The 25,841-nt window shown below is 62.1% G+C and carries 19 protein-coding genes and 2 tRNA genes; 4 read left to right on the top strand and 17 right to left on the bottom strand.

Annotated features, from left to right (window positions below; translation table 11 throughout):
- Nucleotides 1-682: 682 nt before the first annotated feature.
- The 5 genes from BLV18_RS01995 to BLV18_RS01975 form a co-directional block, all read right to left on the bottom strand.
- Entirely contained in the window at nucleotides 683-1,399 is a 717-nt protein-coding gene (locus BLV18_RS01995; RefSeq protein WP_049862014.1) for an ABC transporter ATP-binding protein, read from the bottom strand.
- Nucleotides 1,396-2,271 carry an ABC transporter ATP-binding protein gene (locus BLV18_RS01990; protein WP_090355924.1) on the bottom strand — a complete coding sequence of 292 codons (876 nt, stop codon included), beginning with the start codon at nucleotides 2,269-2,271 and terminating at the stop codon, nucleotides 1,396-1,398. Before BLV18_RS01990 ends, BLV18_RS01995 begins: the two co-directional genes overlap by 4 nt.
- Nucleotides 2,268-3,572, bottom strand: a complete 1,305-nt coding sequence (gene livM / locus BLV18_RS01985) for a high-affinity branched-chain amino acid ABC transporter permease LivM (protein WP_090355921.1) — start codon at nucleotides 3,570-3,572, stop codon at nucleotides 2,268-2,270. The genes BLV18_RS01990 and livM overlap by 4 nt, the downstream gene beginning before the upstream one ends.
- Nucleotides 3,573-3,574: 2 nt before the next feature.
- Complete coding sequence (locus tag BLV18_RS01980; RefSeq protein WP_049862098.1) at nucleotides 3,575-4,489, bottom strand: ABC transporter permease subunit; 915 nt, start codon at nucleotides 4,487-4,489, stop codon at nucleotides 3,575-3,577.
- Between the two features lie 144 nt (nucleotides 4,490-4,633).
- Nucleotides 4,634-5,767 (bottom strand): branched-chain amino acid ABC transporter substrate-binding protein, encoded by a 1,134-nt coding sequence (locus tag BLV18_RS01975; RefSeq protein WP_090355919.1) that lies wholly within the window; start codon nucleotides 5,765-5,767, stop codon nucleotides 4,634-4,636.
- Between the two features lie 490 nt (nucleotides 5,768-6,257).
- On the opposite strand from BLV18_RS01975, the gene pncB reads away from it, so the two are divergent.
- Nucleotides 6,258-7,478, top strand: coding sequence for a nicotinate phosphoribosyltransferase (gene pncB, locus BLV18_RS01970; protein ID WP_090355916.1), 1,221 nt, complete (start codon nucleotides 6,258-6,260; stop codon nucleotides 7,476-7,478).
- A gap of 109 nt (nucleotides 7,479-7,587) precedes the next feature.
- Here the strand turns inward: pncB and azu are convergent, their stop codons facing one another.
- The 4 genes from azu to BLV18_RS01950 form a co-directional block, all read right to left on the bottom strand.
- Nucleotides 7,588-8,037 (bottom strand): azurin, encoded by a 450-nt coding sequence (azu, locus tag BLV18_RS01965; protein WP_090355914.1) that lies wholly within the window; start codon nucleotides 8,035-8,037, stop codon nucleotides 7,588-7,590.
- Between the two features lie 105 nt (nucleotides 8,038-8,142).
- Nucleotides 8,143-9,033, bottom strand: a complete 891-nt coding sequence (locus BLV18_RS01960) for a transglutaminase family protein (protein ID WP_090355911.1) — start codon at nucleotides 9,031-9,033, stop codon at nucleotides 8,143-8,145.
- Complete coding sequence (locus BLV18_RS01955) at nucleotides 9,033-11,519, bottom strand: circularly permuted type 2 ATP-grasp protein (RefSeq protein ID WP_090355908.1); 2,487 nt, start codon at nucleotides 11,517-11,519, stop codon at nucleotides 9,033-9,035. Before BLV18_RS01955 ends, BLV18_RS01960 begins: the two co-directional genes overlap by 1 nt.
- 84 nt (nucleotides 11,520-11,603) lie before the next feature.
- The gene (locus BLV18_RS01950; protein ID WP_090355906.1) at nucleotides 11,604-13,955 is read right to left on the bottom strand and encodes a transglutaminase family protein; all 2,352 of its coding nucleotides are present in this window, start codon (nucleotides 13,953-13,955) and stop codon (nucleotides 11,604-11,606) included.
- 234 nt (nucleotides 13,956-14,189) lie between these two features.
- On the opposite strand from BLV18_RS01950, the gene BLV18_RS01945 reads away from it, so the two are divergent.
- Nucleotides 14,190-15,233: a hypothetical protein gene (locus tag BLV18_RS01945; protein ID WP_090355904.1), complete on the top strand. Its 1,044-nt coding sequence runs from the start codon at nucleotides 14,190-14,192 to the stop codon at nucleotides 15,231-15,233.
- 55 nt (nucleotides 15,234-15,288) lie between these two features.
- On the opposite strand, the gene BLV18_RS01940 is transcribed toward BLV18_RS01945, so the two are convergent.
- The 8 genes from BLV18_RS01940 to rnr all read right to left on the bottom strand — a co-directional run bounded on the left by BLV18_RS01940 (nucleotide 15,289) and on the right by rnr (nucleotide 25,181).
- Complete coding sequence (locus BLV18_RS01940) at nucleotides 15,289-17,592, bottom strand: YgiQ family radical SAM protein (protein ID WP_049862024.1); 2,304 nt, start codon at nucleotides 17,590-17,592, stop codon at nucleotides 15,289-15,291.
- A 312-nt stretch (nucleotides 17,593-17,904) separates the two neighbouring features.
- Nucleotides 17,905-19,302 (bottom strand): replicative DNA helicase, encoded by a 1,398-nt coding sequence (dnaB, locus tag BLV18_RS01935; RefSeq protein WP_090355902.1) that lies wholly within the window; start codon nucleotides 19,300-19,302, stop codon nucleotides 17,905-17,907.
- Between the two features lie 115 nt (nucleotides 19,303-19,417).
- A complete protein-coding gene (rplI, locus tag BLV18_RS01930; protein WP_043191123.1) occupies nucleotides 19,418-19,864 on the bottom strand; it encodes a 50S ribosomal protein L9 in 447 nt (148 codons plus the stop codon).
- Between the two features lie 21 nt (nucleotides 19,865-19,885).
- A complete protein-coding gene (locus BLV18_RS01925) occupies nucleotides 19,886-20,782 on the bottom strand; it encodes a YybS family protein (RefSeq protein WP_090355899.1) in 897 nt (298 codons plus the stop codon).
- Between the two features lie 38 nt (nucleotides 20,783-20,820).
- The gene (gene rpsR, locus BLV18_RS01920) at nucleotides 20,821-21,051 is read right to left on the bottom strand and encodes a 30S ribosomal protein S18 (RefSeq protein ID WP_008368574.1); all 231 of its coding nucleotides are present in this window, start codon (nucleotides 21,049-21,051) and stop codon (nucleotides 20,821-20,823) included.
- 28 nt (nucleotides 21,052-21,079) lie between these two features.
- The gene (gene rpsF / locus BLV18_RS01915; RefSeq protein WP_056844368.1) at nucleotides 21,080-21,505 is read right to left on the bottom strand and encodes a 30S ribosomal protein S6; all 426 of its coding nucleotides are present in this window, start codon (nucleotides 21,503-21,505) and stop codon (nucleotides 21,080-21,082) included.
- Between the two features lie 296 nt (nucleotides 21,506-21,801).
- Nucleotides 21,802-22,551: a 23S rRNA (guanosine(2251)-2'-O)-methyltransferase RlmB gene (gene rlmB, locus BLV18_RS01910; RefSeq protein WP_090355897.1), complete on the bottom strand. Its 750-nt coding sequence runs from the start codon at nucleotides 22,549-22,551 to the stop codon at nucleotides 21,802-21,804.
- Nucleotides 22,548-25,181, bottom strand: coding sequence for a ribonuclease R (gene rnr, locus BLV18_RS01905; RefSeq protein WP_090355894.1), 2,634 nt, complete (start codon nucleotides 25,179-25,181; stop codon nucleotides 22,548-22,550). Before rnr ends, rlmB begins: the two co-directional genes overlap by 4 nt.
- Nucleotides 25,182-25,407: 226 nt before the next feature.
- Between rnr and BLV18_RS01900 the strand changes: the two genes are divergently transcribed.
- Nucleotides 25,408-25,494 (top strand) — tRNA-Leu (locus tag BLV18_RS01900).
- Between the two features lie 187 nt (nucleotides 25,495-25,681).
- Nucleotides 25,682-25,768: transfer RNA gene (locus BLV18_RS01895), tRNA-Leu, on the top strand.
- The last annotated feature ends 73 nt before the right edge of the window (nucleotides 25,769-25,841 follow it).

The following is a 25,841-nucleotide window of genomic DNA, read 5'->3' as shown; positions in this document are numbered from 1 at the left end:
GTCAGGCTCAAGCCGTGGCCACTGAGAATGGGGCTTTGCAGAATGCCCGGCCAATGGGCCGTATGCAACTGATCAATAATCGACCACCCGCGCCAAACCCGCAGGGTTAAAGGCTCGCGGACGGTTACCAGCATGTTATCCACAAGCGATTCCACAGAGACTGGGGGCAATTGTCGTTGCCGGGACTGTCTCACTCCGAATGCCGAACAGGCGTTGTTAGAACTTTTTGGCTTGACCGGCAGGGGCTATTGCGCATGCCTGCTTCGCCCATGGTTGGCAGGGGAAATACGACCAAAGGCGCAACGCCAGTGAATACGCCCCTTTTCGAGGTATTTCCAAGGCTTGTTCACAGAGTTATCCACAGGATGTTGTACTGCTGTCACTCTGGTTGGCACGGTGGATAAAACAGTTGACAAAGCTACCTGTCGATCCCCATCAAACCCCTGTACGTTTTTTGATCAGAAGTCTGCAGGCTCCGATTCTCGTGGGCTGCAGCGTGATACCACCAAGTTGTCCACAACCGGTTCCACAGCAATTGGGGACAAGCGCGGATTGTGGCATTCCGATGACCAACAGTGGTTTTATGTCGCAGGCGCGCGCTGCGCCGGATTTGTTTTCCACAATTGTGCAAAGCCATGAAAAACGCCCCTGACGGGGCGTTCTGCGGCGCTGGAGCTCGGTATCAGTGGCCGCCCAGGTAGGCATTGCGCACCTCATCGTTGCTAAGCAGCTCACGGCCCGTTCCGGTCAGACGGATCTCGCCGTTGACCATCACATAGGCACGGTCCGAAAGCCGGAGCGCGTGGTTGGCGTTCTGCTCGACCAGGAAGATAGTCATCCCGCTCTGCGCCAGCTCGCGCAGGGTCGAAAAGATCTGCTTGACCACGATCGGTGCCAACCCCAGGGACGGCTCGTCGAGCAACAGCAGCTTGGGCCGACTCATCAACGCACGTGCGATGGCAAGCATCTGCTGCTCACCACCTGACATGGTCATGGCGCGCTGGTTGCGCCGCTCCTTCAGCCGGGGAAACAGCTCGAACATGCGCTGCATGTCTTCGCTCGAGTGCTTGTCGCCGATGGGGATGGTACCCATCATCAGGTTCTCTTCCACCGACATGTCGGGAAAGACTCGACGGCCTTCCGGCGACTGGGCGATGCCGTTGGAGGCGATGTAGTGGGACGACTTCTGAGTGATGTCGGTACCACGGTAGATGATCTGCCCGGCACTGGCGCGCGGCTGGCCGAAGATGGACATCAGCAGCGTCGACTTGCCCGCACCGTTGGAGCCGATCAGGCTCACCGTCTCGCCCTCGTCGATGTGCAGCGAGACCTTTTTCAGCGCCTGGATCGGACCGTAGTGAACGTCGATCTCCTTCAATTCGAGGATGGGCGTACTCATACCAGCTCCTCCTCTTCGGCACCCAGATAGGCCGCAATGACCTTGGGGTCGCTGCGGATTTCTTCCGGTTTGCCCTTGGCGATCACGTTGCCGTGGTCCAGCACCACGATGTCGTCGGAAATGCTCATTACCATGCCCATGTCGTGCTCGATCAGCACCACCGTCATATCGTGTTCGTCACGCAGCAGGCGGATCATGCCGCTCAGTGCTTCGGTTTCCTGAGGGTTGAGGCCCGCCGCCGGTTCGTCCAGGCAGATCACCTGGGGCCGAGTGCACATCGCCCGGGCAATCTCCAGGCGTCGTTGCTGGCCATAGGAAAGCTCGCCGGCCAGGCGGTTCGCACAGTTCACCAGGTCCACCACTTCCAGCCAGTAGAACGCGGTCTTGATGGCGTCCTCTTCGGCCTTGCGGTATCCCTTGGTATTCAGGATGCCTGCCAGCATGTTGCGGTTGACCCACATGTGCTGGGCCACCAGCAGGTTTTCCAGCACCGACATTTCCTTGAACAGGCGAATGTTCTGGAAGGTACGGGCCAGGCCTGCGCGGTTTACCAGGTGGGTACCGCCGAACATCTTGTACCAGACACGACTGGCGAAGCTGCGCGGCGAGACGAAGTCCGCGGCCTGGAACGGCTCGCCCAGCAGCTTGATGACGTTGGTCTTCTGGCCGCGGGCATTAAGCTCGATGCGCCCGCCAGTGGCTTTGTAGAACCCGGTCAGGCAGTTGAACACCGTGGTCTTGCCGGCACCGTTAGGGCCGATCAGGGCAAAGATCGAATTGCGCCTGACCTGCAGGCTGACATCGCTCAAGGCCTTGATGCCACCGAAATGCATCATCAGCTTCTCGACCGACAGAATGACTTCGTTACTCATGGCGTAGTCCTTTTGGCATCGATCAATGCACCTTTCACCGGCTTGATGCCGGTACGGCTGATACGGATCAAACCCCGTGGCCGCCAGATCATCATCAGCACCATCAATACGCCAAACAGCAATACCCGGTACTCGGAGAAACTGCGCAGCAACTCCGGCGCCACGGTCAGCACGAACGCGGCAATCACCACGCCAACGGTCGAGCCCATGCCGCCGAGCACCACGATGGCCAGGATCAACGCCGACTCGAAGAAGGTGAACGAGGTGGGGTTGACGAAGCCCTGATAACTGGCGAAGAACACCCCGGCCAGACCTGCGGTGGATGCCCCGATGGTGAACGCCGAAAGCTTGACCAGCACGTGGTTCAGGCCCATCGAGCGGCAGGCGATCTCGTCTTCGCGCAGCGCTTCCCAGGCACGCCCTACCGGCATGCGCGTGAGCCGATGCTTGATGTACAGAACGGCCAGCACCACCAGGAACAGCACGGCGTAGATGAACACGAATTTCAGGTCGGGGTTGTATTCGAAACCGAAGTACTCATGGATCGGCACCCCGCCGTCACGGGCGCGACGGCCGAACTCCAGACCGAAGAAGGTGGGCGACGGCACCGGAACGCCGTTCGGCCCGCCGGTGAACGACAACCAGTTGTTGAGCACCAGGCGAATGATCTCGCCGAAGCCCAGGGTCACGATGGCCAGGTAATCCCCGTGCATGCGCAACACCGGGAACCCCAGAATGCACCCCGCCAGCGCCGCGGCGATCGCGGCCAGCGGCAGCGCCGACCAGAAGCCCAGCCCCAGGTACTGGTAGCCCAGCGCCAGGCCGTAGGCGCCAATGGCGTAGAACGCCACGTAGCCCAGGTCGAGCAGACCGGCCAGGCCGACCACGATGTTCAGGCCCAGGCCGAGCAATACATAGATCAGCCCGAGAATGACCACGGTGAGGATGTACTTGTTGGCGAAGATCGGGAACACGATGGCAATCACGATCAGCGCCGGAATGATGAAGCGCAGCCGCGACTTGTAGTCCGGCGGCAGCACGTGCACACCGGAGCCCGAGCTCTCGAAGCTCTGGGAGATGGCCAGCCCCCGAGGCGTCTGCAGGAACAGACTGAGCAGGAAGCGCCCGGCCATCACCGCCGCCACCAGCCACGCCACGCGCGCCGGTTGCAGGTTGAAGCTGTAGCCGTCGAGCACGATGCCGACGATGGGTCCGAACACGATCAGCGCCAGCAAGCCGGCAATGACCATGTCGACCAGGCTTTTCTTGATATCGACAGGTTTGGCAGTAGGTGCGGACATACTTATACCTTCGCCACGAGTGGGCGACCCAGCAGGCCTTGGGGACGGAAGATCAGGATCAGCACCAGCAGGCCGAAACTGAACACATCCTTGTAGTCGGAGTTGATCAAACCGGAGAACTGCGATTCGGCAACCCCCAGGATCAGGCCACCGAGCATCGCACCGGGCAACGAGCCGATGCCGCCCAGTACCGCTGCAGTGAACGCCTTGATGCCGATGATGAAGCCGGCATAGAAGTCGAACGTGCCGTAGTTCATGGTGATCAACACCCCGGCCAGGGCCGCCATGGCAGCGCCGATGATGAACACGTAGGAGATCACCCGGTCGGTGTTGATGCCCAGGATGGAGGCCATCTTGCGGTCCTGCTGGGTCGCGCGGCACATGCGCCCCAGCTTGGTGAACTTGATGATGTAGGTCAGCACGCCCATGCCCACGAAGGCGGCGATGAGGATGAAGATCTTGGTGTAGGTGATCTGTACGAAACCGGTGCCCACTTCGAAGCGCCAGGCGCCTTCGAGCAGCGTCGGTACGCCTTGTTGACGAGCCCCTTGGCTGATCTGCGCATAGTTCTGCAGGATCAGCGATATACCGATGGCGCTGATCAGCGGCGCCAGGCGGGTCGAGTTGCGCAGCGGCTTGTAGGCCACGCGCTCGATCACGAAACCGTACACACCGGTCACCACGATGGTGAACACCAGCGTACCGAGAATCAGGAACGGAAAGGATTCGAGGCCGAAGAACGACAGCACGGCCAGGCCGATGGCCGCCAGGTAGGCGCTGATCATGTACACGTCGCCGTGGGCGAAGTTGATCATGCCGATGATGCCGTAGACCATGGTGTAGCCAATGGCGATCAAGCCGTACACCGACCCGAGGGTCAGTCCGTTGATCATTTGTTGCAGGAAGATACCGTCCATCATGCACTCTCACGAACGTCTGGAACCGCGCACCGCGCGGGGTGCGGGCAACCCTGAAGGCGCCCGCCCCCCGTCAGGCGGTATGGAGGGAAACGGGGGCCACCGCAGGGGCGGCCCCGGCTGGCGTACGCCAGCGCAAACGTCCTACTTCTGCTGTTCCAGCTGCTTGTACTTGCCTTCGGCGTTCCACTGGTAGACCACGTAGTCGGACACTTTCAGGTCGCCCTTGGTGTCCCAGGCCTTTTCGCCCATGACGGTCTTGACCGGGTTGGCCTTGAGCCACTTGGCCGCGTCTTCACCCTTGTTCGACTTGGCGCCGTTGAAGCCTGCGGCCAGTGTCTGCAGCGAGGCGTAGGCGTACAGGGTGTAGCCTTCAGGCTCGTAGCCAGACTTGCGGAACTCGTCGACCACGGCCTTGCTGTCGGGCAACGCGCGCGGATCGGCGCCGAAGGTCATGTACACACCGTCAACGTATTGCGCGCCGCCGGCGGTGGTGACCAGTTCGTCGGTGACGATGCCGTCATCGGACATGAACTTGACGTCCTTGAGGCCTTGCTCGCGCATCTGTCGAACCAGAGGACCGGCTTCGGGATGCAGGCCGCCGAAATACACCACGTCGGCGCCGGTGGAGCGGATCTTGGTGACCAGGGCGCTGAAATCCTTCTCGCCGCGGGTCAGGCCTTCTTCCAGCACCGGTTTGACACCCCGTGCGGTCAACTGCTTGGCCGTCGCATCGGCCAGGCCTTTACCGTAGGTGTCCTTGTCGTTGATGACGGCGACTTTCTTGCCCTTGAGCACGTCGACGATGTAGTTGCCGGCGACGACGCCCTGCTGGTCGTCACGACCGCACATGCGCAGGATGGTGTCCAGGCCGCGCTCGGTCACCTGCGGGTTGGTCGAACCGGGCGTGATCATGACGATACCGCCATCGGCGTAGATTTCCGACGCTGGAATGGTGGAAGACGAGCAGAAGTGACCGACAACGCCGATCACACCATCCTGTTCCAGCTTGTTGGCCACCGCTACCGCCTGCTTGGGCTCGCAGGCATCATCGCCGGCCACCAGCACGATCTTCTCCCCGTTCACGCCACCAGCCTTGTTGATGGCGTCCGCTGCCGCTTGTGCACCCTTCATGTACTGCTCGCCGAACGATGCGTTGGCACCGGTCATTGGCCCTGCTACACCGATCTTGACGTCGGCTTGAACAATCGACGAAGCGCCCAGCGCAGTTGCCACTGCGAGAGCCAGAAAACCTTTCCTGTAGAACGTCTGCGACATGAGTGGTGCTCCTGAATTTTTTTGGTTGGCACTACAACTTCAGCGCCAAGCTCCGAGCAAGCGCCGTGCCAGCGCATTTACCCAAGTTGCACAGTTTTCATCTTCAGCACGGCCCCTCGACGCCCGGACCATTTTCTACAGGTCGTGCAACCGTCTGGCACGGGGCTGGTGATACCGATAATCGAGAACGGTACAACCCGAGTGAGCCATCATTGCAACCGTGCATTGCGCAAGTGGGCAACCTTGCTGTAACAGCGGACGTAACCTAAGTGCACACTGTCGGTGCATAACCGCTACATCGCGCACCACTGGATACTCCCCGAGTGCGCTGTTCCCGCCGCCGCACTCATGTCATTGGCGAGCCTTTGGCAGGGGGCCGCGCCGGGCGATGGTGCGGTCGCGTCCACCTGCGTTCGAAAAAGCTGGCAGAATGTGCCCTTACTGTGCGCCACCGCTGTTCCAAATGAGGCACGCGGTTCTGGAGACCCTGATGAGCGAGAGCGTATTCGCCGATCGCATCGTGCAAAACCTGCTCGACACCGATCTGTACAAGTTGAGCATGATGCAGGCTGTGCTCCACAACTATCCCAACGTCGATGTCGAGTGGGAGTTTCGTTGTCGCAACGGGGAAGACCTGCGGCCCTACCTGAATGACATTCGCGAACAGCTCGAACAGCTGTCCGAATTGAGTCTGGGCCCGGATCAGTTGAGCTTTCTGGAAGGCATCAATTTCATGAAGCCGGACTTTCTGCGCTTCCTGGGCCTGTTCCGCTTCAATCTGCGCTACCTGAGCATCGGTATCGAGAACGATCAGCTGTTCATCCGCCTGCGCGGGCCGTGGCTGCATGTGATCCTGTTCGAAGTGCCGTTGCTGGCAACGGTGAGCGAGGTGCGCAACCGCATTCGCTATCCCGATGTGCTGCTCAGCCAGCCGCGGGAAAAGCTCTACCGCAAGTTCGAATGGCTGCAGGCCAATGCCAGCAGCGAAGAATTGGCGGAGCTGCAGGTGGCCGACTTCGGCACCCGTCGGCGTTTCTCCTACAAGGTGCAGGAGGAAGTGGTCACGGTGCTCAAGCACGAGTTTCCGGGGCGTTTCGTCGGCACCAGTAACATGCACCTGGCCCGCCAGCTGGACCTCAAACCACTGGGGACCATGGCCCATGAGTGGATCATGGCCCATCAGCAGCTAGGGCCGCGGCTGATCGACAGTCAGATCGCCGCACTCGATTGCTGGGTCCGTGAATACCGCGGTCTGTTGGGCATCGCCCTCACCGACTGCATCACCATGGACGCGTTTCTCGGGGATTTCGACCTGTACTTCGCCAAGCTCTTCGATGGCCTGCGTCACGATTCGGGCGATCCGGTGATCTGGGCGGAAAAAGCCATTGCCCACTACCGCAAGCTGGGCATCGACCCGATGACCAAGACCCTGGTGTTTTCCGATGGGCTGAACCTGCCCAAGTCGCTGGAGATTTTCCGTGCCCTGCGCGGACGCATCAATGTGAGCTTCGGCATCGGCACCAACCTGACCTGCGACATACCGGGCGTGGAGCCGATGAACATCGTGCTGAAGATGACCGACTGCAACGGCCAGCCGGTGGCGAAGATTTCCGACGAAGCGGCCAAGACTCAATGCCGCGATCCCAATTTCGTCGCCTACCTGCGCCACGTGTTCAAGGTGCCTGACGCAACAGGAACCGCCCCCCTGTAGCAGCGGCGCGAGCCGCGTCAAGGACGACGCGGTAGATCACGCTGATTCAGATACCGTCGACGCGGCTCGCGCCGCTGCTACAGGGATTGCGCAGGCGTCAGGCATTGCCTCAATCGACCAACGTCACCGCCCCCTTCATCATGGCCAAATGACCGGGGAACGAGCAGAAGAACAGGTACTTCTGCTCGGCGGACAGTTTCGACACGTCGAACGACACCGAATCCTTCTCCCCGACACCGATGACCTTGGTGTACGCGATTACGCGCTCGTCGCCTTTCTTCAGGTAGCTGTTGTCGATACCGGCACTCATGCCGTCCATGGCGATGCCACGTGCATCCTCTTCCTTGCTCAACACCCAGTTATGCCCCATGACTTCCTTGGGCAGGCTGCCGGAGTGGGTCAGGTTGACGGTGAAGGTCTTGCAGCTCTTGCTGATCTCGATGGCCTTGGTGCCGAAGGTCATCTGGTCGGTCGAATCAACGGTGGTCGAACACTCGGCCGCCAGCAACTGACCGCTGGCCAACGCGAGCACCGATACCGCTACAGCTTTTGCGAACATGTGAGTCTCCAGGCAGGGGGAAAGGCTACGGCGGCCATCATTTCATGATTGACCGTACACTGCAGCTATCTGCCAGCACTCAGACATTCGCTGTAAAGATTCGGCTCACGCCATCGGCAGGACAGTCACACGCACCTCGGGATCGTGCCCGCCTCCGCCTAGGATCACCCCGCGCAGCGGCGACACATCGCTGAAATCACGGCCCCAGGCCAGGGTGATGTGTTCCAGACCCGGCTGGACATTGTTGGTCGGGTCGAAGTCGACCCAACCCAACACCGGACAGAACACCGACACCCAGGCGTGCGAGGCATCTGCACCGATCATCCGCGGTTGCCCTGGCGGCGGCTGGGTCAGCAGGTAACCGCTGACGTAGCGCGCCGCCAGGCCGCGCGAGCGCAGGCAGGCCAGCATCAGGTGTGCGAAGTCCTGACACACGCCACGACGGTTTTCCAGGACCTCGACCAGCGGGGTTGCCACCTGGGTGGCCGTGGCATCGAAGGTGAACTCGCCGAAGATCTTCTGCATCAACGCCTGCGCGCCCTCCAGCATCGGCCGACCTGGCGGAAAACAGCTCGCGGAGAAGGCCACGAAGCTCTTCTTCAGGCGCACGTAAGGGGATTCGAAGCGGTAGCGACAGGCTTGCAGCACATCCACCCCCACGGCCTGGCCGCTGTAGCACAGGGCATCACGGGTGAGTTCCCAGCTCGGCGAGAGGGCAAACTCCAGCGGCGTGCGCGGCAGCACCTCGACATGCAGCCGAGCCCCAACCTTGAGCTCGTCATGAGGGCGCTCGAAGGCCAACCGCGTCAGCGGATTGCCGAACACGTCGAGTTCGTCGGTGCGCCGGGTCGGCTCGGGACTGATCGCCAGCGTCTGCTGGTGACAGCGCTGCCAGGCACAGGGCCTGGGCCACAGGTGCGCCAGCTGCTTGGCCAGCGAGACCGGACTGTCGTAGCAGTAACGGGTGTCGTGGACGATCTGGTAATGCGCGCTCATCACACCGACACCGTTTGCTGGCTGACATCATCGACATGGACGAAATGGCGCAACGCCAGACGGTCCGAGACCTGCACGCTGACGCTGGCGATGTCCTCCAGCAAACCGCGCAGGCCATCGAGCACGTCGCGCACGCTGGCCTCACCGAACAGTGCGTTTTCCAGAGTGCCCAGATCGAAGCGGGTCACGCGCTCGATGAGCGGCTCAAGGGCGTGATCCACCGGCATGTCGAATTCGACGCTCAGACGGCGTACGGCGCGCGCCACCAGCTTGAGCTGGAACAGCACGGCATGAGGGTTCTGGGCGTCGAGCAGGAGCAGATCGAGCACCGGGATCAACTGCGGCACGGCCAGGTAGCGCGAGCGATAGGTAATGCTGCTGTTGCCCAGTTCGAGCAGCCAGTCCAGGCCCGCCTGATCGTCCACCGCATCGCCGGCGATGAACGCCGACAGGCCGTTGCTGAGGAACTGCAGGCGTTCGATGCGCCGTCCGATCATCAGGAAACGCCAGCCTTCGTCACGGGTCATGTCATCCAGGGCGAAGCCGGACAACGCGGCCAGGTTCATCACCAGCCGGTTGAGAAAATCGAACAGCTCACCCAGGTCCGGCACTTCGGCGTCCAGGGCCAGAGACTCGCGCTGCAGCTCGCCCAGCGCCTGCCAGTTTTCTCGCGACAGCTTGCCGCGGACCTGAAACGCCGCCCACTGCAGACGCTGCAGGTTGGCGCGCAGGCTGAACGCCCAGTCTTCACCGCGCAGCGCCGTCAGCAGGCGCTCGCGCAGGTCGCCCTCTTCGGGCAGCAGGTTGAGCTTCTCGGCCAGGTCGACCGCAGCCTGCAACGCCTGGGGATCATCGCCATCCAGGTAGCGGCCAAGAATGATCCGCAGCAGTCGCGCGTTACCGTCGCAACGCTCACAGTAACGACCGAACCAGAACAGGTTTTCCACCACCCGCGACGGCAGGTAGGGATCCATGCGCACCAGGTCGTGCGCACCGATGGTCCGCTGCGCGCGCCACTGCTCGCCGACCGGGGCGTGCTCGCCCAGCACCCAGGTGTCCTTGCTGGCACCGCCATGCTGCATCGACACCACGTCGGCATCGGCGTCCGTCGCCACGCGGGTCAGGCCACCCGGCAAGACCCGGTAACCGTCGGCAGCGGCAACGGCGAACACGCGCATGCCGATCGCCCGCGGCTGCAGGTCGTTGCCCTGGCAATGCCAGACCGGCGCCTGGGACAACTGGGCCATTTCCTGAGCCACGTAGGCATAGGGCCGCGCCTGAATGCGCTCGGTCAACGCCTGGCGCTGCGCCTCGTTCAGATCCCGGCCGAACACCGGGCCAAAATTCTGCGAGGGAAACGCTGGCTTGATCACCAACTCGTCGAGTCGCTCGAGGGCCTGTGCCAGCACTGGCGGCTCGCCGCACCACCAGGTGGCGATCGAAGGCAGGATCAAGCGTTCACCGAACAGGCGTTCACAGATCCTGGGCAGAAAGCCCAGCAACCCGGGCGATTCGAGCACGCCGCTGCCCAAGGCATTGGCCACCATCACATTGCCCTGGCGTACCGCGTCCAGCAGACCGGGCACGCCCAGGGCCGAGTCGGTGCGCAATTCCAGTGGATCGCAGAAATCGTCGTCCAGCCGCCGCATGATCGCGTGCACCCGGCGCAGGCCGCTCAAGGTCTTCAGGTACACCGTGGCTTCGCGCACGGTCAGGTCACTGCCCTCGACCAGCGGATAGCCCAGCTGCCGCGCCAGGTACAGATGCTCGAAGTAGCTCTCGTTGAAACGTCCCGGTGTCAGCAGCACTACCAGGGGTGCTTCGTGGCCGCTGGGTGCCAGGCGGCTCATGGTGTCCTGCACGGTCCGGAAGAAACTGGCCATGTGCTCGACCTTGAGGTCGCGATACAGCTCGGGGAAGGTCCGCGACAGGCTCATGCGGTTTTCCAGCGCATAGCCGGCGCCGGAAGGCGCCTGGGTGCGGTCGGCGGTGACCCACCAGCGTCCATCGGGCGTGCGAGCCAGGTCCGCGGCATACAGGTGCAGGAACGTACCCAGCGGGGGCTGCACGCCTTGGCACGGCCACAGGTAGTTGTTGTGCCCGAAGATCAGCTCGGCGGGCAACAGGCCCTCGGCGATGAGCGTCTGCGGACCGTAGACGTCGGCCAGCACGGCATTGAGCAGGCGTGCCCGCTGGGCGATGCCGGCGGCCACCTGACGCCACTCGTGGGCAGGAATGATGTGCGGCAGCAGGTCCAGCTCCCACGGCCGATCGGCACCCTTGGGGTCGGCATAGACGTTGTAAGTGACGCCGTTTTCCTGAATCTGCCGCGCCAACGAGGCCTGGCGCTGCGACAACTGGCCGGGGGCGCTGCGTTGCAGCTGCTCGAACATGCGCTGCCAGTGCGGCCGCACGCCGCCATCGGCTTCGAGCATTTCATGATAGGACCCGCCGGACAGCGAGTATCGGTCAAGCAGGTCGGACATGGCGAAGCTCGGAAGCAGCGTTGAAAGAAGCGATTATCGCAGCCTGAACGGTGCACGGATACCGTCCAGGGGTCGCACTTCAGCTTATGGGCGGCGGCGCATGTCCAGGGTCATCGGCCAGTCATCGTCGACCTTGAGCGGTGGCAGCACCAGTGGACCAGGGCTGTGGCCGATCCGGGCAAACCGCGCCAGACGCCTGCTCTCCGCTTCGTTGGCATTCACCGGAAGGCTCTCGTAATTGCGACCGCCGGGATGAGCCGCGTGGTACTGGCACCCGCCCAGCGAGCGCTGGGTCCAGGTGTCGACGATGTCGAAGGTCAAGGGCACATCGGGCTGGCCAGTGGCATGCTCGTCATGAACGGGCTGCCAGGCGCGGTAGCGCACACCGGCAACGAACTCGCCGGCGCGCCCGGTCGCGGTCAGCGGCAAGGGGCGACCGTTGACGGCCAGTCGGTAACGATCCGACAGCCAGCCATTGACCCGCACCTGCAGACGTTCCAGCGCGTCACTGGCACTGCCGCGCGCAGGGCCAGGCTCCAGCGCGTGGCGCAATTCCAGTTCGATGCCGGCCACCGCGTAGTCACCGATCGTGGGAAAGCGAAATGCCTGTTGCGCAGCGAACCATTGGCTGTCCACTGCATAGCCCGCCGCGTCGAGATCGTCGAGCACCTCGGCGAAATCACGCTCGATGAAATACGGCAGCATGAAACGGTCGTGCAGTTGCGCGCCCCAGCGGGTCAACCTCGCCGGCGCGTAGGGCGTGCGCCAGAAACGTGCGACCAGGCAGCGCAGCAGTAACTGCAGCGCCAGGTTCATCCGCGCATGGGGTGGCATCTCGAACCCCTGCAGCCGCAGCAGTCCCTGATGTTCGCCGGGGCCATCGCCCTGCAACTCGACGATGCAGAACTGTGCACGATCCGGGTCACCGGCGACATCCACGAGCAGCGGGCGCAACAGGCGGTCGATCAACCCTGGCGGGCATGGCGTACCGGGTTCGGGCAACTGCGACAGGGCAATTTCCAGTTCGTACAATGCATCGCCACGGGTCTCGTCCACTCGCGGGATTGGCCAAGCCATGCCACTGAACAGGTAGGTCAACGCCGGGTGGTCATGCCAGTAACCGATCAGACTGCGCAGCAGATCGGGCCGACGCAGGAACGGCGAATCCTCGGCAGTCTCCCCACCGAGCAGCAGCGCATTGCCCGCACCGGTGCCCATTTGCCGGCCGTCCACCCTGAACCGCTGGGTTCCCAGACGGCTCTGCCGGGCTTGCTCGTAGAGGTCATCGACTTGCTCGACCGACTGCGCCCACTGCTTCGCCGGCAGCAATTGGACTTTGAATACGCCCGGCATCGAAGTGCTTTCGAACCGGCTCGAAGACAGATCGTTTTCAGCTTCCTGCGGCGCGACACCTGCGCCCTCAATGGCCACGAAGGTCGGCTCGCTACCGATGCCCAGGCGCACATCCAGCGCCTGCAGATCGGCATCGAGCCGCTGCCCCAACGCCTGCATGTCCGCCCACTGCGGCTCGCTGACCGGCCAGGTGACACGCGGCGTCTGCCAGATGCGCTGCACCGACATCCGGTGCGAAAACGTCACCTCGCACGGCTCCAGTCGCCCGCTGATGGGCGCTGCCGACGAGGGCTCGGGGCTGCACGCCAAAGGGATATGGCCCTCGCCTGCGAACAAGCCGGAGGTGGCGTCCAGACCGATCCAGCCCGCACCGGGCAGGTACACCTCGCACCAGGCATGCAGGTCGGTGAAGTCGACCTCGGTACCGGACGGGCCGTCCAGCGCCTGCTCGTCGGCCACCATCTGAATCAGGTAGCCGGACACGAAGCGCGCCGCAATCCCCAACCGGCGCATCAGCTGCACCAGCAGCCAGGCAGAGTCGCGGCACGAACCGGCACCGGTCATCAGGGTGTGCTCGGGCGTCTGCACGCCTGGCTCCATGCGCAGCAGGTAGCGAATGTCCTGGCTGAGCTGCTGATTGAGCCTGACCAGGAAATCGATACTGGGGATCGGCGTGCGGTCGATGCCGTTCAGGTACGCCTCGAACCGGGGCGTCAGGGCCAAGGTTTCCAGGTAGGGAGCCAACTCGTGCTGCTCTTCATGGGTGTAGGCAAAGGGAATGCGCTGCGCGTGCGGTTCGAGAAAGAAATCGAAGGGATTGAACACCGCGATTTCGGCAACCAGATCCACCTCGATGCGCAATTGCGTAGCCTTTTCCGGAAACACCAGGCGGGCCAGGTAGTTGCCCTGCGGGTCCTGTTGCCAATTGATGAAATGCTGCGCTGGCAAGACCCTCAGTGCGTAGGAAAGCACCCGCGTACGACTATGCGGCGCCGGGCGCAGACGCACCACCTGAGGGCCGATTTCGATTTCGCGGTCATAGCGGTAATGGGTGACATGGTTCAGTGCGACATGAATCGACACGGCGTGCCTCCTGCGAGCCTGGGCATTGGGGTTAACGCGCAAGACGTATGCCATTGACCCGGTTGTGGCGATTGCCTCTGGCGTGCCAGTCAACCAGGCCCGAAGGGCTCTGCACCCCCCACGGTTGTAGCAGCGTCGCACACATTGAGCATGCCGTCTTGCGCTAAACATGTATGGCGATGCCGTAACGGGGCAACTCTAGATTGGATGCTTAATTCATCAAGGAGCATTCAAATGAGCACAAACGACCAAACGCCTGAATTCGAACCGCTGCCCACCCCGCAAGCGGCACGTCAGGAGCCGCAGTTCGATACCCGCGGCACGTGGCAGGATTACCAGCGGGAACATTACAAATGGCGCACCGGCCTGGACCCGGTCAGCGATGCCGATATCCCAATCGATGAGGGCGAGCCGGCCCCTCCCGACTTCGCCGATATCGCTCTGGAAGTGGCGCTCAGCCTGCTTGGCTCCGGGCCTGGAGCTCACGTGGGTCGCGTGACCGCACGGCCCAGCGCTTTCCGCCCTTCTGCACGGCCCACCTCCCTGCGCCCAGGCATCCCGGTGAAGCCATCGGCCGCGGCGATCAAACCGTCAGCGACGAGTGGCGGGTTCAAACCCAGTCAAAAACTGATGAACGCGGTCAACCGCCTGCGCAATACTGGGGCAATTCGAGCAAGGGAAGATCTGGCCGGTCAGGCTATTGCCAACCGAGCACCACGTAAGCCGTTTAGCAGCGGAGCCGAGTTGTCGTTTCTGGAAAGCCTGTTGCAGCAACGCGCCAATAGTACAGCGCGAGCCATCGGCCAGGTCCAGAGCACTGCCGAAATCCGGGCCAGCGATTTTCCGGTTCCCGAGCGCATCTTTCGCGGCCATCAGGGCAACACGGTGCAGGAGGTCGCTCAGACGGGCCTGCAGCGGGCCCCGGGCGGACGCCTGGAGGGCGACGACTACCTGGCGGCGATCATCAAACACACCGCCCGTCAGGGTGGCAGCGCCGGCGAGGTTCTATCACTGAGCGCCAACAAGGCAGTCGCCAGCAAATTTGCCAAGGGCCGAGGGGCTCCGGTGTTCGAGATCGATACCACCCATGACCCGAAGGCCTACCGCACCGTCAGCGACATTCTGCTCACAGATGCCGAGCGCTTGATATTGGCCAAGAAAGTCACGCGTGCCACTGTACTGAAGGCCGCAGACAATATCAGCGTGCATCAGGAAGCCGAGGTGTTCTATGTGAAGGGTGACATTCCTGCCAGCCATGTGGTGGGCGTGGCCAGCTGAAAAATGTCGGCATCCCCCCTGGGCTGCGCGGTTGCAGTCCAGGGGCGACGACGTCTCAGCGCGGCAGTACGGGCTGGCGCGTCGGCTTCTTCTTGCCCTTGCCCGGCTTGGCCGCCTGCTGACGGTCCTTGGCGGCCTGCTTGCTGCGGGCTTCGGCGGCGGCCTTGGCCTGCTCGCGCTTGTCCCACGGCTTGGAGCCGTCGCTGGCGCGCGGCGGCAAACCGGTGTGCTGGGTCAGGATGCGCGTTTCCTTGGCCACCTTGTGGCTGCCCGCAGGCGTGGAGTTCTTGCGCCGTGCACTCTGGTAGGTGTCGGTAGCCGGCTGGTGTAACGGAATCAGCTGGTTTTTCCCCGGCCCGATCAGGTCCGCACGGCCCATGCGCTCCAGCGCCTCGCGCAGCATCGGCCAGCCCTTGGGATCGTGATAGCGCAGGAACGCCTTGTGCAGACGGCGCTGCTCCTCGCTCTTGACGATGGTCAGGTTGTCGCTTTTGTAGGTGACCTTGCGCAGCGGGTTCTTGCCCGAGTGGTACATGGCAGTCGCCGACGCCATTGGCGAGGGGTAGAACGCCTGCACCTGGTCGGCGCGGAAACCGTTGCCCTTGAGCCACAGCGCCAGGTTCATCATGTCTTCATCGGTGGTGCCCGGGTGGGCGGCGATGAAGTACGGGATCAGGTATTGCTCCTTGCCCGCCTCTTTCGAGAACTTCTCGAACATGCGCTTGAACCGATCATAAGAGCCGATGCCCGGCTTCATCATCTGGTTCAGCGGACCTTCCTCGGTATGCTCCGGGGCGATCTTCAGGTAACCGCCGACATGGTGCGTCACCAGCTCCTTCACGTACTCCGGCGACTCGACCGCCAGGTCATAGCGCAGGCCCGAGGCGATGAGGATCTTCTTCACGCCCGGCAGTGCCCGCGCGCTGCGGTACAGCTGGATCAAGGATGAGTGGTCGGTATTGAGGTTCGGGCAGATCCCCGGGAACACGCACGACGGCTTGCGGCACGCGGATTCGATTTCCGGGCTCTTGCAGGCGATGCGGTACATGTTCGCGGTCGGCCCGCCGAGGTCGGAAATCACTCCGGTGAAGCCTGGCACCTTGTCGCGGATCTCTTCGATCTCGCGGATGATCGACTCTTCGGAACGGTTCTGGATGATCCGCCCTTCGTGCTCGGTGATCGAGCAGAAGGTGCAGCCACCGAAGCAGCCACGCATGATGTTCACCGAGAAGCGAATCATGTCGTAGGCCGGGATCTTCTGATTGCCGTACGCCGGGTGCGGGACCCGGGCATAGGGCATGCCGAACACGTAGTCCATTTCCTCGGTGGTCATGGGAATGGGCGGCGGATTGAACCACACGTCCACTTCGCCATGACGCTGCACCAGTGCGCGGGCATTGCCGGGGTTGGTTTCCAAATGCAGCACGCGGTTGGCGTGGGCATACAGCACGGCATCGCCACGCACTTTCTCGAAAGACGGCAGACGGATGACGGTCTTGTCCCGCGTCATCCGCGGGCTGGCGAGGATCTGCACCACCTTGGCTTCGTTGGGGTCCTCGACATTGCCCTTTTCCTGCTCGATGGCGCAGGCCTGAGTGTCCTGGGTGTTCACGTACGGGTTGATGATCTTGTCGACCTTGCCCGGCCGGTCGATACGGGTCGAGTCGACTTCGTACCAATCCTTGGGCGTATCGCGGCGAATGAACGCGGTGCCGCGGATATCGGTGATCTCTTCGATCTTCTGGCCGTAGGACAGCCGCTGGGCCACTTCGACGATGGCGCGTTCGGCGTTGCCGTACAGCAGAATGTCGGCGCAGGCGTCGATCAGGATCGAATGACGGACCTTGTCCTGCCAGTAGTCGTAGTGCGCAATGCGGCGCAGCGATGCCTCGATCCCACCCAGCACGATCGGCACGTGCTTGTAGGCTTCCTTGCACCGCTGGCTGTACACCAGGCTGGCGCGATCAGGGCGCGAGCCGGCCAGGCCGCCGGGCGTGTAGGCATCGTCGGAACGCACCTTCTTGTCGGCGGTGTAGCGGTTGATCATCGAGTCCATGTTGCCGGCCGCGACGCCGAAGAACAGATTCGGCTCGCCCAGCTTCATGAAGTCATCCTTGGACTGCCAGTTCGGCTGGGCAATGATGCCCACGCGAAACCCCTGGGCTTCCAGCAGCCGGCCGATGATGGCCATGCCGAACGACGGATGGTCGACATAGGCATCACCGGTGACGATGATGATGTCGCACGAATCCCAGCCAAGCTGATCCATCTCCTCCCTGCTCATGGGCAGGAAAGGCGCTGGGCCGAAGCATTCGGCCCAGTACTTGGGATAGTCAAAAAGCGGCTTGGCTGCTTGCATGTCGATGACCGTATGAAAAATCGCGGGCGCGGAATATAGCACAAAAAACAACCAATTCCGATGGCTTTAGTCGGAAATAGGCGGCGAAGATATTTATCCGGTAGACCTGATCAACCGCAGTGACCCTTTCGCGGGCAGAGACCGCTCCCACAAGAAGGGGCTCTGTACGCAGCTCCTGTGGGAGCGGGTTCTACCCGCGAAGGGGCGCTGCACGCGGCTCCTGTGGGAGTAGGCTCTACCCGCGAAGGGGCGCTGCACGCAGCTCCTGTGGGAGCGGGTTCTACCCGCGAAGGGGCCGTACCTGCAGGATCACTACTCGTCGTCGTCGAAGTTGTAGCTGCCCGGCGCAAGGTTCTCGAAGCGGGTGTACTTACCGATGAATGCCAGGCGAATGAAACCGATCGGACCGTTACGCTGCTTGCCGATGATGATCTCGGCGATGCCCTTATGCTCGGTTTCCGGGTGATACACCTCGTCGCGGTAGACGAACATGATCACGTCGGCGTCCTGCTCGATCGCCCCGGATTCACGCAAGTCGGAGTTCACCGGACGCTTGTTCGGCCGCTGCTCGAGCGAGCGGTTGAGCTGCGACAGCGCCACCACCGGGCAATTGAACTCCTTGGCCAGGGCTTTCAACGAGCGCGAGATTTCGGAAATCTCGTTGGTACGGTTGTCACCGCTGGAGCCGGGGATCTGCATCAACTGCAGGTAGTCGATCATGATCAGGCCGATCTCGCCGTGCTCGCGCACCAGGCGACGTGTCCGCGCACGCATTTCCGACGGGCTGATGCCCGCCGTATCGTCGATGAACAGCTTGCGATCGTTGAGCAGGTTGACCGCCGACGTCAGCCGCGGCCAATCGTCGTCGTCCAGGCGGCCCGAACGCACCTTGGTCTGGTCGATACGCCCCAGCGAAGAGAGCATACGCATGACCAGCGAATCACCTGGCATCTCCAGCGAGTACACCAGTACGGCCTTCTCGCTGCGCAGCACGGCGTTTTCCACCAGGTTCATGGCGAAGGTGGTCTTGCCCATGGACGGACGGCCGGCGACGATGATCAGGTCGGCCGGTTGCAGGCCACTGGTCTTCTCGTCAAGGTCGGTATAGCCGGTGGACAGACCAGTGATGGCCGCATCGGTGTTGAACAGCGTGTCGATGCGGTCGATGGCCTTGGTCAAAAGGTCGTTGACACTCACCGGCCCGCCGGTCTTGGGCCGTGCCTCGGCGATCTGGAAGATCTGCCGTTCGGCCTCGTCGAGAATCTCGGCCGCGTTGCGTCCCTGCGGATTGAAAGCGCTGTCGGCAATCTCGGTGCTGATGCTGATCAACTGGCGCAGGGTGGCGCGCTCGCGCACGATCTGCGCGTACGCCTTGATGTTGGCCACCGACGGCGTGTTCTTGGCCAGCTCGCCCAGGTAGCCCAGGCCACCGACCTGAGTACCCTGCCCTTCCTTGTCGAGCTGTTCGTGCAGGGTCACCACGTCGAACGGAGTGTTCTGATCGGCCAGCTTGGCGATAGCGCGGAAGATCAGGCGGTGGTCATGACGATAAAAGTCGCCGTCCGAAACCTGATCGAGCACGCGCTCCCAGGCGTTGTTGTCCAGCATCAGGCCACCGAGCACGGCCTGTTCGGCCTCGATGGAATGCGGGGGCACCTTGAGGGCAGCGGTTTGCAGGTCGTATTGCTCGGGAGCGGATATCTCGTTCATGGCCACTTGAAATTAGGGTTGCAGAAAAACAGCTTCTTCAAAAAGACAAAGGGCACGGCCTGTAAACAGGTCGTGCCCGATGTTAAACCGCCTGGCACCCGAGGTGCCAGCCGACTTATGCAGCTACTACGACAACGCGTACGGTAGCTTCAACGTCGCTGTGCAGGTGCACGGCTACGTCGTATTCGCCAACGTTACGGATGGTGCCGTTCGGCAGACGCACTTCAGCTTTGGCCACTTCGACGCCGGAGGCGGTCAGGGCGTCAGCGATGTCGTGGGTGCCGATCGAACCGAACAGCTTGCCTTCGTCGCCAGCGGTGGCAGTGATGGTCACTTCCAGCTCAGCCAGTTGGGCAGCGCGAGTTTCGGCCGAAGCCTTCTTGTCGGCAGCTGCTTTTTCCAGCTCGGCGCGACGCTCTTCGAACGCAGCCAGGTTGGCGGCGGTCGCAGCGGTAGCCTTGCCGAATGGCAGCAGGAAGTTACGGCCGTAACCGGCCTTAACATTTACCTTATCGCCCAGGTTGCCCAGGTTGGCGACTTTTTCCAGCAGGATCAGTTCCATTTGGTATAAACCTCTTAACTTTTAACCTTCACCGTTCGCGGAATCGCTATCGGTGCCTTTCGGCCCGATTCGGCCGCGAAAATCAATCAGGCTGTCGACAATGGCCAGGACCACGAGCAACGGATAGATCAGCTGCATGAACAGCACGAGCGTGACGTACATCCCTACGAGCCAGAACCTGCCCAGCTTGCCCGCCTTGACCAGCCCATGCATCAGGGCCAGCCCGGCGAACACCAGCGGTACGCTGCACAGCGGCGTCAACATGGCCATCTGAGGTCCGAAGTTCGGACCGATGAGCATGCACGCCAGCAGCAGGACCGCCGGCCAGAGTGGAATGCGAATGGCGCGAAACTCGCTGCCGAAACCACCCGGGTTGTACAACGCCGCCTGCCAGTAACGCCCCAGCATCAGGGCTGCCACGCTGACGACTTGCAACAAGGCCGCTATCAGTCCGTTGAGTACTGGTGCAATGAGGTTGCCGAGGTTTGCCCGCTCTTCCACCGACATCTGCTGGTAGAGACCACCGAGCATCTGCGGCAGGCGTTCGTTCAACGCCTGCGCCAACGCTTCGATGGGTTCGCGAAACACCACACCCAACAACACTCCGTACACCAGCCCCAGCGCTATGCTGGCCAGCAGCACGCGATTCCAGGCCCATCCCGCGCGCAACAGCGCCGCGAGCCCCAGCGCGCCCAGCAACACCATCAAGGTGCGCGGTTCGCCGAAATACCACCAGGCCAGAGCCGGCAGCAGAGCCCAGACGAGGACGCCAAAAGCGTCACTCATGCCGCGCCGCAGGTACACCAGGCACGCTGCGGCAGCACTCAACCAGAACAACAGCGGCAAAGCCGCACATCCGACCACAACCAGTGTGGCCTGCATGCGACCGCGCATGATGAAATCAGCCAGGGCACGCATGCGTATCTATCCTTTTACTACGTATCGACAACCCGGTCTCAGCGGCCGTGGCTGTCGGTGTAGGCCAGCAGGGCCAGGAAGCGGGCGCGCTTGATAGCGACGGCCAGCTGACGCTGATAACGAGCCTTGGTACCGGTGATACGGCTTGGAACGATCTTGCCGGTTTCGGATACGTAGGCTTTCAGAGTGTTGAGATCTTTGTAGTCGATCTCCTTCACATCTTCAGCGGTGAAGCGGCAAAATTTACGACGACGGAAGAAACGTGCCATGTAATGGGCTCCTCAAAAGGTCCGTGGATTACTCGTCAGCGTTATCGCTGGCGTCGCTGTTGTCGCTGTCATCGCCATCGGCGTTGTCAGAGTGCTCAGGACGGTCACGACGCTCACGGCGCTCGCTGCGGTTTTCTTCTGCCTTGAGCATCTCGGACTGGTCGGTGACGGCTTCGTCGCGACGGATGACAAGGTTACGGATCACGGCATCGTTGTAGCGGAAGTTATCTTCCAGCTCGGCCAGGGCCTTGCCGGTGCACTCAACGTTCAGCATCACGTAGTGAGCCTTGTGAACGTTGTTGATGGCGTAGGCCAGTTGACGACGGCCCCAATCTTCCAGACGGTGGATCTTGCCGCCGTCTTCTTCGATCAGCTTGGTGTAACGCTCAACCATGCCGCCGACTTGCTCGCTCTGATCCGGGTGGACCAGAAAGATGATTTCGTAATGACGCATGAATGCTCCTTACGGGTTGTAGCCTGCCGCCAGAGCGGTCAGACAAGGAGTGAATGACACTGTGTGTCTTGCTGGGTGGTGCGCCGGTAAATGCGCACAAGTGCGCCAGCCATCACGGCAAGGGGCGCAATTGTAGAGAAGGGGTTGGGGGGAAGCAAGAGGATTGGTGAATATTTGAACAGCGGCGGCAATGTCTCTGCCACCGCATTCGCGGGCGGAACGCTCGCCGCCCGCCACACCTATCGGTCATATTGGTGGGAGCGGGCTCTGCCCGTAAAGGGGCCAGCTCGGTCGGATCACTTCTTTTTGGCGTTACGCTGCCGAACCGCCTCGAACAGGCACACACCGGTCGCCACCGAGACGTTCAGACTGCTCACGCTGCCGGCCATCGGCAGTTTCACCAGATAGTCGCAGTGCTCGCGGGTCAGGCGGCGCATGCCCTTGCCCTCGGCCCCCATGATCAGGATGGTGGGCCCGGTCAGGTCCTGCTGGTAGATCTCGACTTCCGCTTCGCCAGCGGTGCCCACGACCCAAAGACCACGCTGCTGGAGCTTTTCCAGGGTGCGTGCCAGGTTGGTCACCGCCACCAGCGGAATCACTTCCGCCGCGCCGCAGGCCACCTTGCGCACGGCCGGCGTCAGGGTGGCGGACTTGTCCTTGGGCACGATCACGGCCAGCGCCCCGGCCGCATCGGCGGTGCGCAGGCAGGCCCCCAGATTGTGCGGATCGGTGACGCCGTCCAGCACCAGCAAGAGGGGCGGGCCCTCGGTGCGGTCGAGCAGCTCGTCGAGCATCGCCTCGCCCCACACCTGGCTGGGGCTGACTTCCGCCACGACGCCCTGATGCACGCCTTCGACCCAGGCATCCAGCTCACGACGCTCGGCCTGACCCACGGAAATGCGATTCTGCGTGGCCAGTTCGACCAGGGTCTGTACCCGCGGCTCGCTGCGGCCATCGGACAACCAGATCTGCTTGACCCGTTTCGGGTGATGACGCAACAACGCTTCCACGGCGTGCACGCCGTAGATCTTTTCCAGCTGACTCATGACTTGGCCTTGGGTTTGCGGCTGCCCGACTTAGACGGACCCTTGCGATGCTTGCTCGGTTTGGAGTCGCCTCCGGCACTGCTGCCAGCGCTGCCGCGGCTGTTGCTGGCCTTGGCCGAGCCGCCCTTGGCTGCGTCGGCCAGCAAAGCCTTCTTCATTTCCCGGCTCTTGCGCACTTCGGCATTCTTGGCCGCGGCGTCCGATGCCCGATAGACCTCGTCGCTTTCGGCCTTGCGCTTGCTCGGTGCCGAACTGCGCTTGGCCGAAGCAGCTGGCTTGTCGGCAACGGTTTTTTCGACGGCAGGCGTGGTCGGATAGCTTTTAGGCTTCCCCGCCGGCGCATCGGCCTTGCGGTTCTTGCGACCGATCGGCTGATTGAGCGTCGCTTCGCCAATGCCGAAATCGATCTTGCGCTCGTCCAGGTCGACCCGCATGACCTGCACTTCGACCGTGTCGCCCAGGCGGAAATTGCGCCCGGTGCGCTCGCCGGCCAGGCGATGGTGGATCGGATCGAAATGGTAGTAGTCGCCCGGCAGCGCGGTGACGTGCACCAGGCCTTCGACGAAGATATCGGTCAGCTCGACGAACAGGCCGAAACCGGTCACTGCCGTGATCACGCCCGGGAAGGTTTCGCCAACGCGATCCTTCATGAACTCGCACTTGAGCCAGTTGACCACGTCACGGGTGGCTTCGTCGGCCCGACGCTCGCTCATTGAGCACTCTTCGCCCAACTGCTCCAGCGCGGCTTCGTCGTACGGGTAGATACGCGCCTTGGGAATGGTCGGGGCACCGGCGCGCTTGACGTGCGGGGTGTCCTGCTTGGAGTGGATCACGCTACGGATCGCCCGGTGCGTGAGCAGGTCGGGATAGCGACGGATCGGCGAAGTGAAGTGGGTGTACGCCTCGTAATTCAAGCCGAAGTGGCCATGGTTGTCGGCGCTGTACACCGCCTGGCTCAGGGAGCGCAGCATCACGGTCTGGATCACGTGAAAATCCGGGCGCCCCTGGATGGTTTCCAGCAGCGCACGGTAATCCTTGGGCGACGGACCGTCCTTGCCCTTGTTCAGCGACAGACCAAGCTCGCCGAGGAAAGCACGCAGTTTTTCCAGACGCTCCGGCGGCGGGCCGTCGTGGACGCGATACAGGGCAGGAATCTCATGCTTCTTGAGAAACTCGGCGGTGGCCACGTTGGCCGCCAGCATGCATTCCTCGATCAGCTTGTGGGCGTCGTTGCGCACCGTCGGCTTGATCTCGGCGATCTTGCGCTCGGAGCCGAAGACGATACGGGTTTCCTGGGTCTCGAAATCGATGGCGCCACGCACGTGACGGGCCGACAGCAACACCTTGTACAGCGCATACAGCTGCTTGAGATGGGGCAGCACTTCGCCGAACTCGCCGCGCAAGGCCTTGGCCTCGCTGGTGCGCGAGTGCTCGAGCATGGTGCTGACCTTGTTGTAGGTCAGGCGCGCGTGAGAGTGGATCACCGCTTCATAGAAGCTGTAGTCGGTCATCTCGCCGGTCTTGGAAATGGTCATCTCGCAGACCATGGCCAGGCGGTCGACCTTGGGGTTCAGCGAGCACAGGCCGTTGGACAGCTGCTCGGGCAGCATCGGAATCACGCGCTCGGGGAAGTACACCGAGTTGCCACGCACCTGCGCCTCGGCATCCAGTGCCGAGCCCAGTTTCACGTAGCTGGAAACGTCGGCGATAGCGACGTACAGGGTCCAGCCACCGTTGAACAGGCGCAGCTTGCTCTTGGCTTCGCAATAGACGGCGTCGTCGAAGTCGCGGGCGTCTTCGCCGTCAATGGTGACGAACGGCAGGTGGCGCAGGTCGATGCGCTTTTCCTTGTCCTTCTCTTCCACCTGAGGCTTGAGCTTGGCAGCTTCCTTGAGTACGGCTTCGGGCCATACGTGGGGAATGTCGTAGGTGCGCAGGGCTACATCGATTTCCATGCCCGGGGCCATGTAGTTGCCCAGCACTTCGACGATGTCACCCTGGGGCTGGAAGCGCGCGGTGGGCCAGTGGGTGATCTTCACCCCGACGAACTGGCCGATCTTCGCGGCGCCGTGGCGGCCGGGGGTGATCAGCACTTCCTGCTGCACCTTGGGGTTGTCCGGCGTCACGAAACCAATGCCGCCTTCTTCGAAGTAGCGGCCAACGATGGTTTCATGGGCACGGGACACCACTTCGACGATCACGCCTTCGCGGCGGCCTCGACGGTCCAGACCGGAGACGCGGGCCAGGGCACGGTCGCCGTCGAACACCAGACGCATCTGCGCCGGGCTCATGAACAGGTCGTCACTGCCATCATCGGGAATCAGGAAGCCGAAACCGTCGCGGTGACCGCTGATGCGGCCGGCGATCAGGTCGAGCTTGTCCACCGGGGCATAGGTGCCGCGGCGGGTGTAGATCAATTGCGCATCGCGCTCCATGGCTCGCAGACGGCGGCGCAAGGCTTCCAGCTGGTCCTCGGTGGTGAGGCCGAACTCGTCCACCAGCTCCTCGCGGCTGGCGGGGGAGCCGCGCTCGTCGAGGTGCTTGAGGATCAGCTCGCGGCTGGGAATGGGGTTTTCGTATTTTTCCGCTTCACGAGCGGCCTCGGGATCGAGGGTCTGCCAATCGGCCATTAGAGAGAATTCACCTTGTCTATATAGGCGTTAGTTTGGCATACGCGTATTGAAACGGGAAATTTCAGGCGCTGCCTGCCAGTTAAAAGCCCTGCCCCGAGGTCGAAAACAGTGTCCGGGACGCCACTGCAGAATTTTAGTCGATTTTTCTTGCCAAAGGGGTTTACAGCACAAAGAGCGCTCCGTATAGTGCGCGCCATCGACAACGCACAGCGTTGCAGATGCTGCCCAGATGGTGAAATTGGTAGACACGCCAGCTTCAGGTGCTGGTGACCTTACGGTCGTGGAAGTTCGAGTCTTCTTCTGGGCACCAATTCAGGACACGAGATTACAACAATCTTGCGTCACTCACAAAAACCCGCGAAAGCGGGTTTTTGCGTTTCAGGCTTCCGCGCGCCCTGCACGATGATTTGAATTAACAAAATCAAAACAGGGGTTTACAGATCAAAAAGGCCGCCGTATAGTGCGCCCCATCAACGGCGTACAACGCTGCTGATGCTGCCCAGATGGTGAAATTGGTAGACACGCCAGCTTCAGGTGCTGGTGACCTTACGGTCGTGGAAGTTCGAGTCTTCTTCTGGGCACCAATTCTTCACAAGAACCCGCGAAAGCGGGTTTTTGCGTTTTCGGGTTTCGAAATCCGTCCTCTTTCTCCGTATC

It is taken from the genome of Pseudomonas coleopterorum, from assembly GCF_900105555.1.
GTDB lineage: Bacteria > Pseudomonadota > Gammaproteobacteria > Pseudomonadales > Pseudomonadaceae > Aquipseudomonas > Aquipseudomonas coleopterorum.
The sequence above is the reverse complement of the archived record's forward strand: the minus strand, read 5'-3'. Positions and strand labels throughout refer to the sequence as shown.

Excerpts from the sequence above, each read along its gene's own strand:
- rpsF (WP_056844368.1), bottom strand. The coding sequence starts at position 21,505 with ATGCGTCATTACGAAATCATCTTTCTGGTCCACCCGGATCAGAGCGAG.
- BLV18_RS01955 (WP_090355908.1), bottom strand. The coding sequence starts at position 11,519 with ATGTCCGACCTGCTTGACCGATACTCGCTGTCCGGCGGGTCCTATCAT.
- BLV18_RS01940 (WP_049862024.1), bottom strand. The coding sequence starts at position 17,592 with ATGCAAGCAGCCAAGCCGCTTTTTGACTATCCCAAGTACTGGGCCGAA.
- dnaB (WP_090355902.1), bottom strand. The coding sequence starts at position 19,302 with ATGAACGAGATATCCGCTCCCGAGCAATACGACCTGCAAACCGCTGCC.
- pncB (WP_090355916.1), top strand. The coding sequence starts at position 6,258 with ATGAGCGAGAGCGTATTCGCCGATCGCATCGTGCAAAACCTGCTCGAC.
- BLV18_RS01980 (WP_049862098.1), bottom strand. The coding sequence starts at position 4,489 with ATGGACGGTATCTTCCTGCAACAAATGATCAACGGACTGACCCTCGGG.
- rplI (WP_043191123.1), bottom strand. The coding sequence starts at position 19,864 with ATGGAACTGATCCTGCTGGAAAAAGTCGCCAACCTGGGCAACCTGGGC.
- rlmB (WP_090355897.1), bottom strand. The coding sequence starts at position 22,551 with ATGAGTCAGCTGGAAAAGATCTACGGCGTGCACGCCGTGGAAGCGTTG.
- livM (WP_090355921.1), bottom strand. The coding sequence starts at position 3,572 with ATGTCCGCACCTACTGCCAAACCTGTCGATATCAAGAAAAGCCTGGTC.
- BLV18_RS01990 (WP_090355924.1), bottom strand. The coding sequence starts at position 2,271 with ATGAGTAACGAAGTCATTCTGTCGGTCGAGAAGCTGATGATGCATTTC.
- BLV18_RS01960 (WP_090355911.1), bottom strand. The coding sequence starts at position 9,033 with ATGAGCGCGCATTACCAGATCGTCCACGACACCCGTTACTGCTACGAC.
- BLV18_RS01995 (WP_049862014.1), bottom strand. The coding sequence starts at position 1,399 with ATGAGTACGCCCATCCTCGAATTGAAGGAGATCGACGTTCACTACGGT.
- rpsR (WP_008368574.1), bottom strand. The coding sequence starts at position 21,051 with ATGGCACGTTTCTTCCGTCGTCGTAAATTTTGCCGCTTCACCGCTGAA.
- BLV18_RS01975 (WP_090355919.1), bottom strand. The coding sequence starts at position 5,767 with ATGTCGCAGACGTTCTACAGGAAAGGTTTTCTGGCTCTCGCAGTGGCA.
- BLV18_RS01945 (WP_090355904.1), top strand. The coding sequence starts at position 14,190 with ATGAGCACAAACGACCAAACGCCTGAATTCGAACCGCTGCCCACCCCG.
- rnr (WP_090355894.1), bottom strand. The coding sequence starts at position 25,181 with ATGGCCGATTGGCAGACCCTCGATCCCGAGGCCGCTCGTGAAGCGGAA.
- BLV18_RS01925 (WP_090355899.1), bottom strand. The coding sequence starts at position 20,782 with ATGCGTGCCCTGGCTGATTTCATCATGCGCGGTCGCATGCAGGCCACA.
- azu (WP_090355914.1), bottom strand. The coding sequence starts at position 8,037 with ATGTTCGCAAAAGCTGTAGCGGTATCGGTGCTCGCGTTGGCCAGCGGT.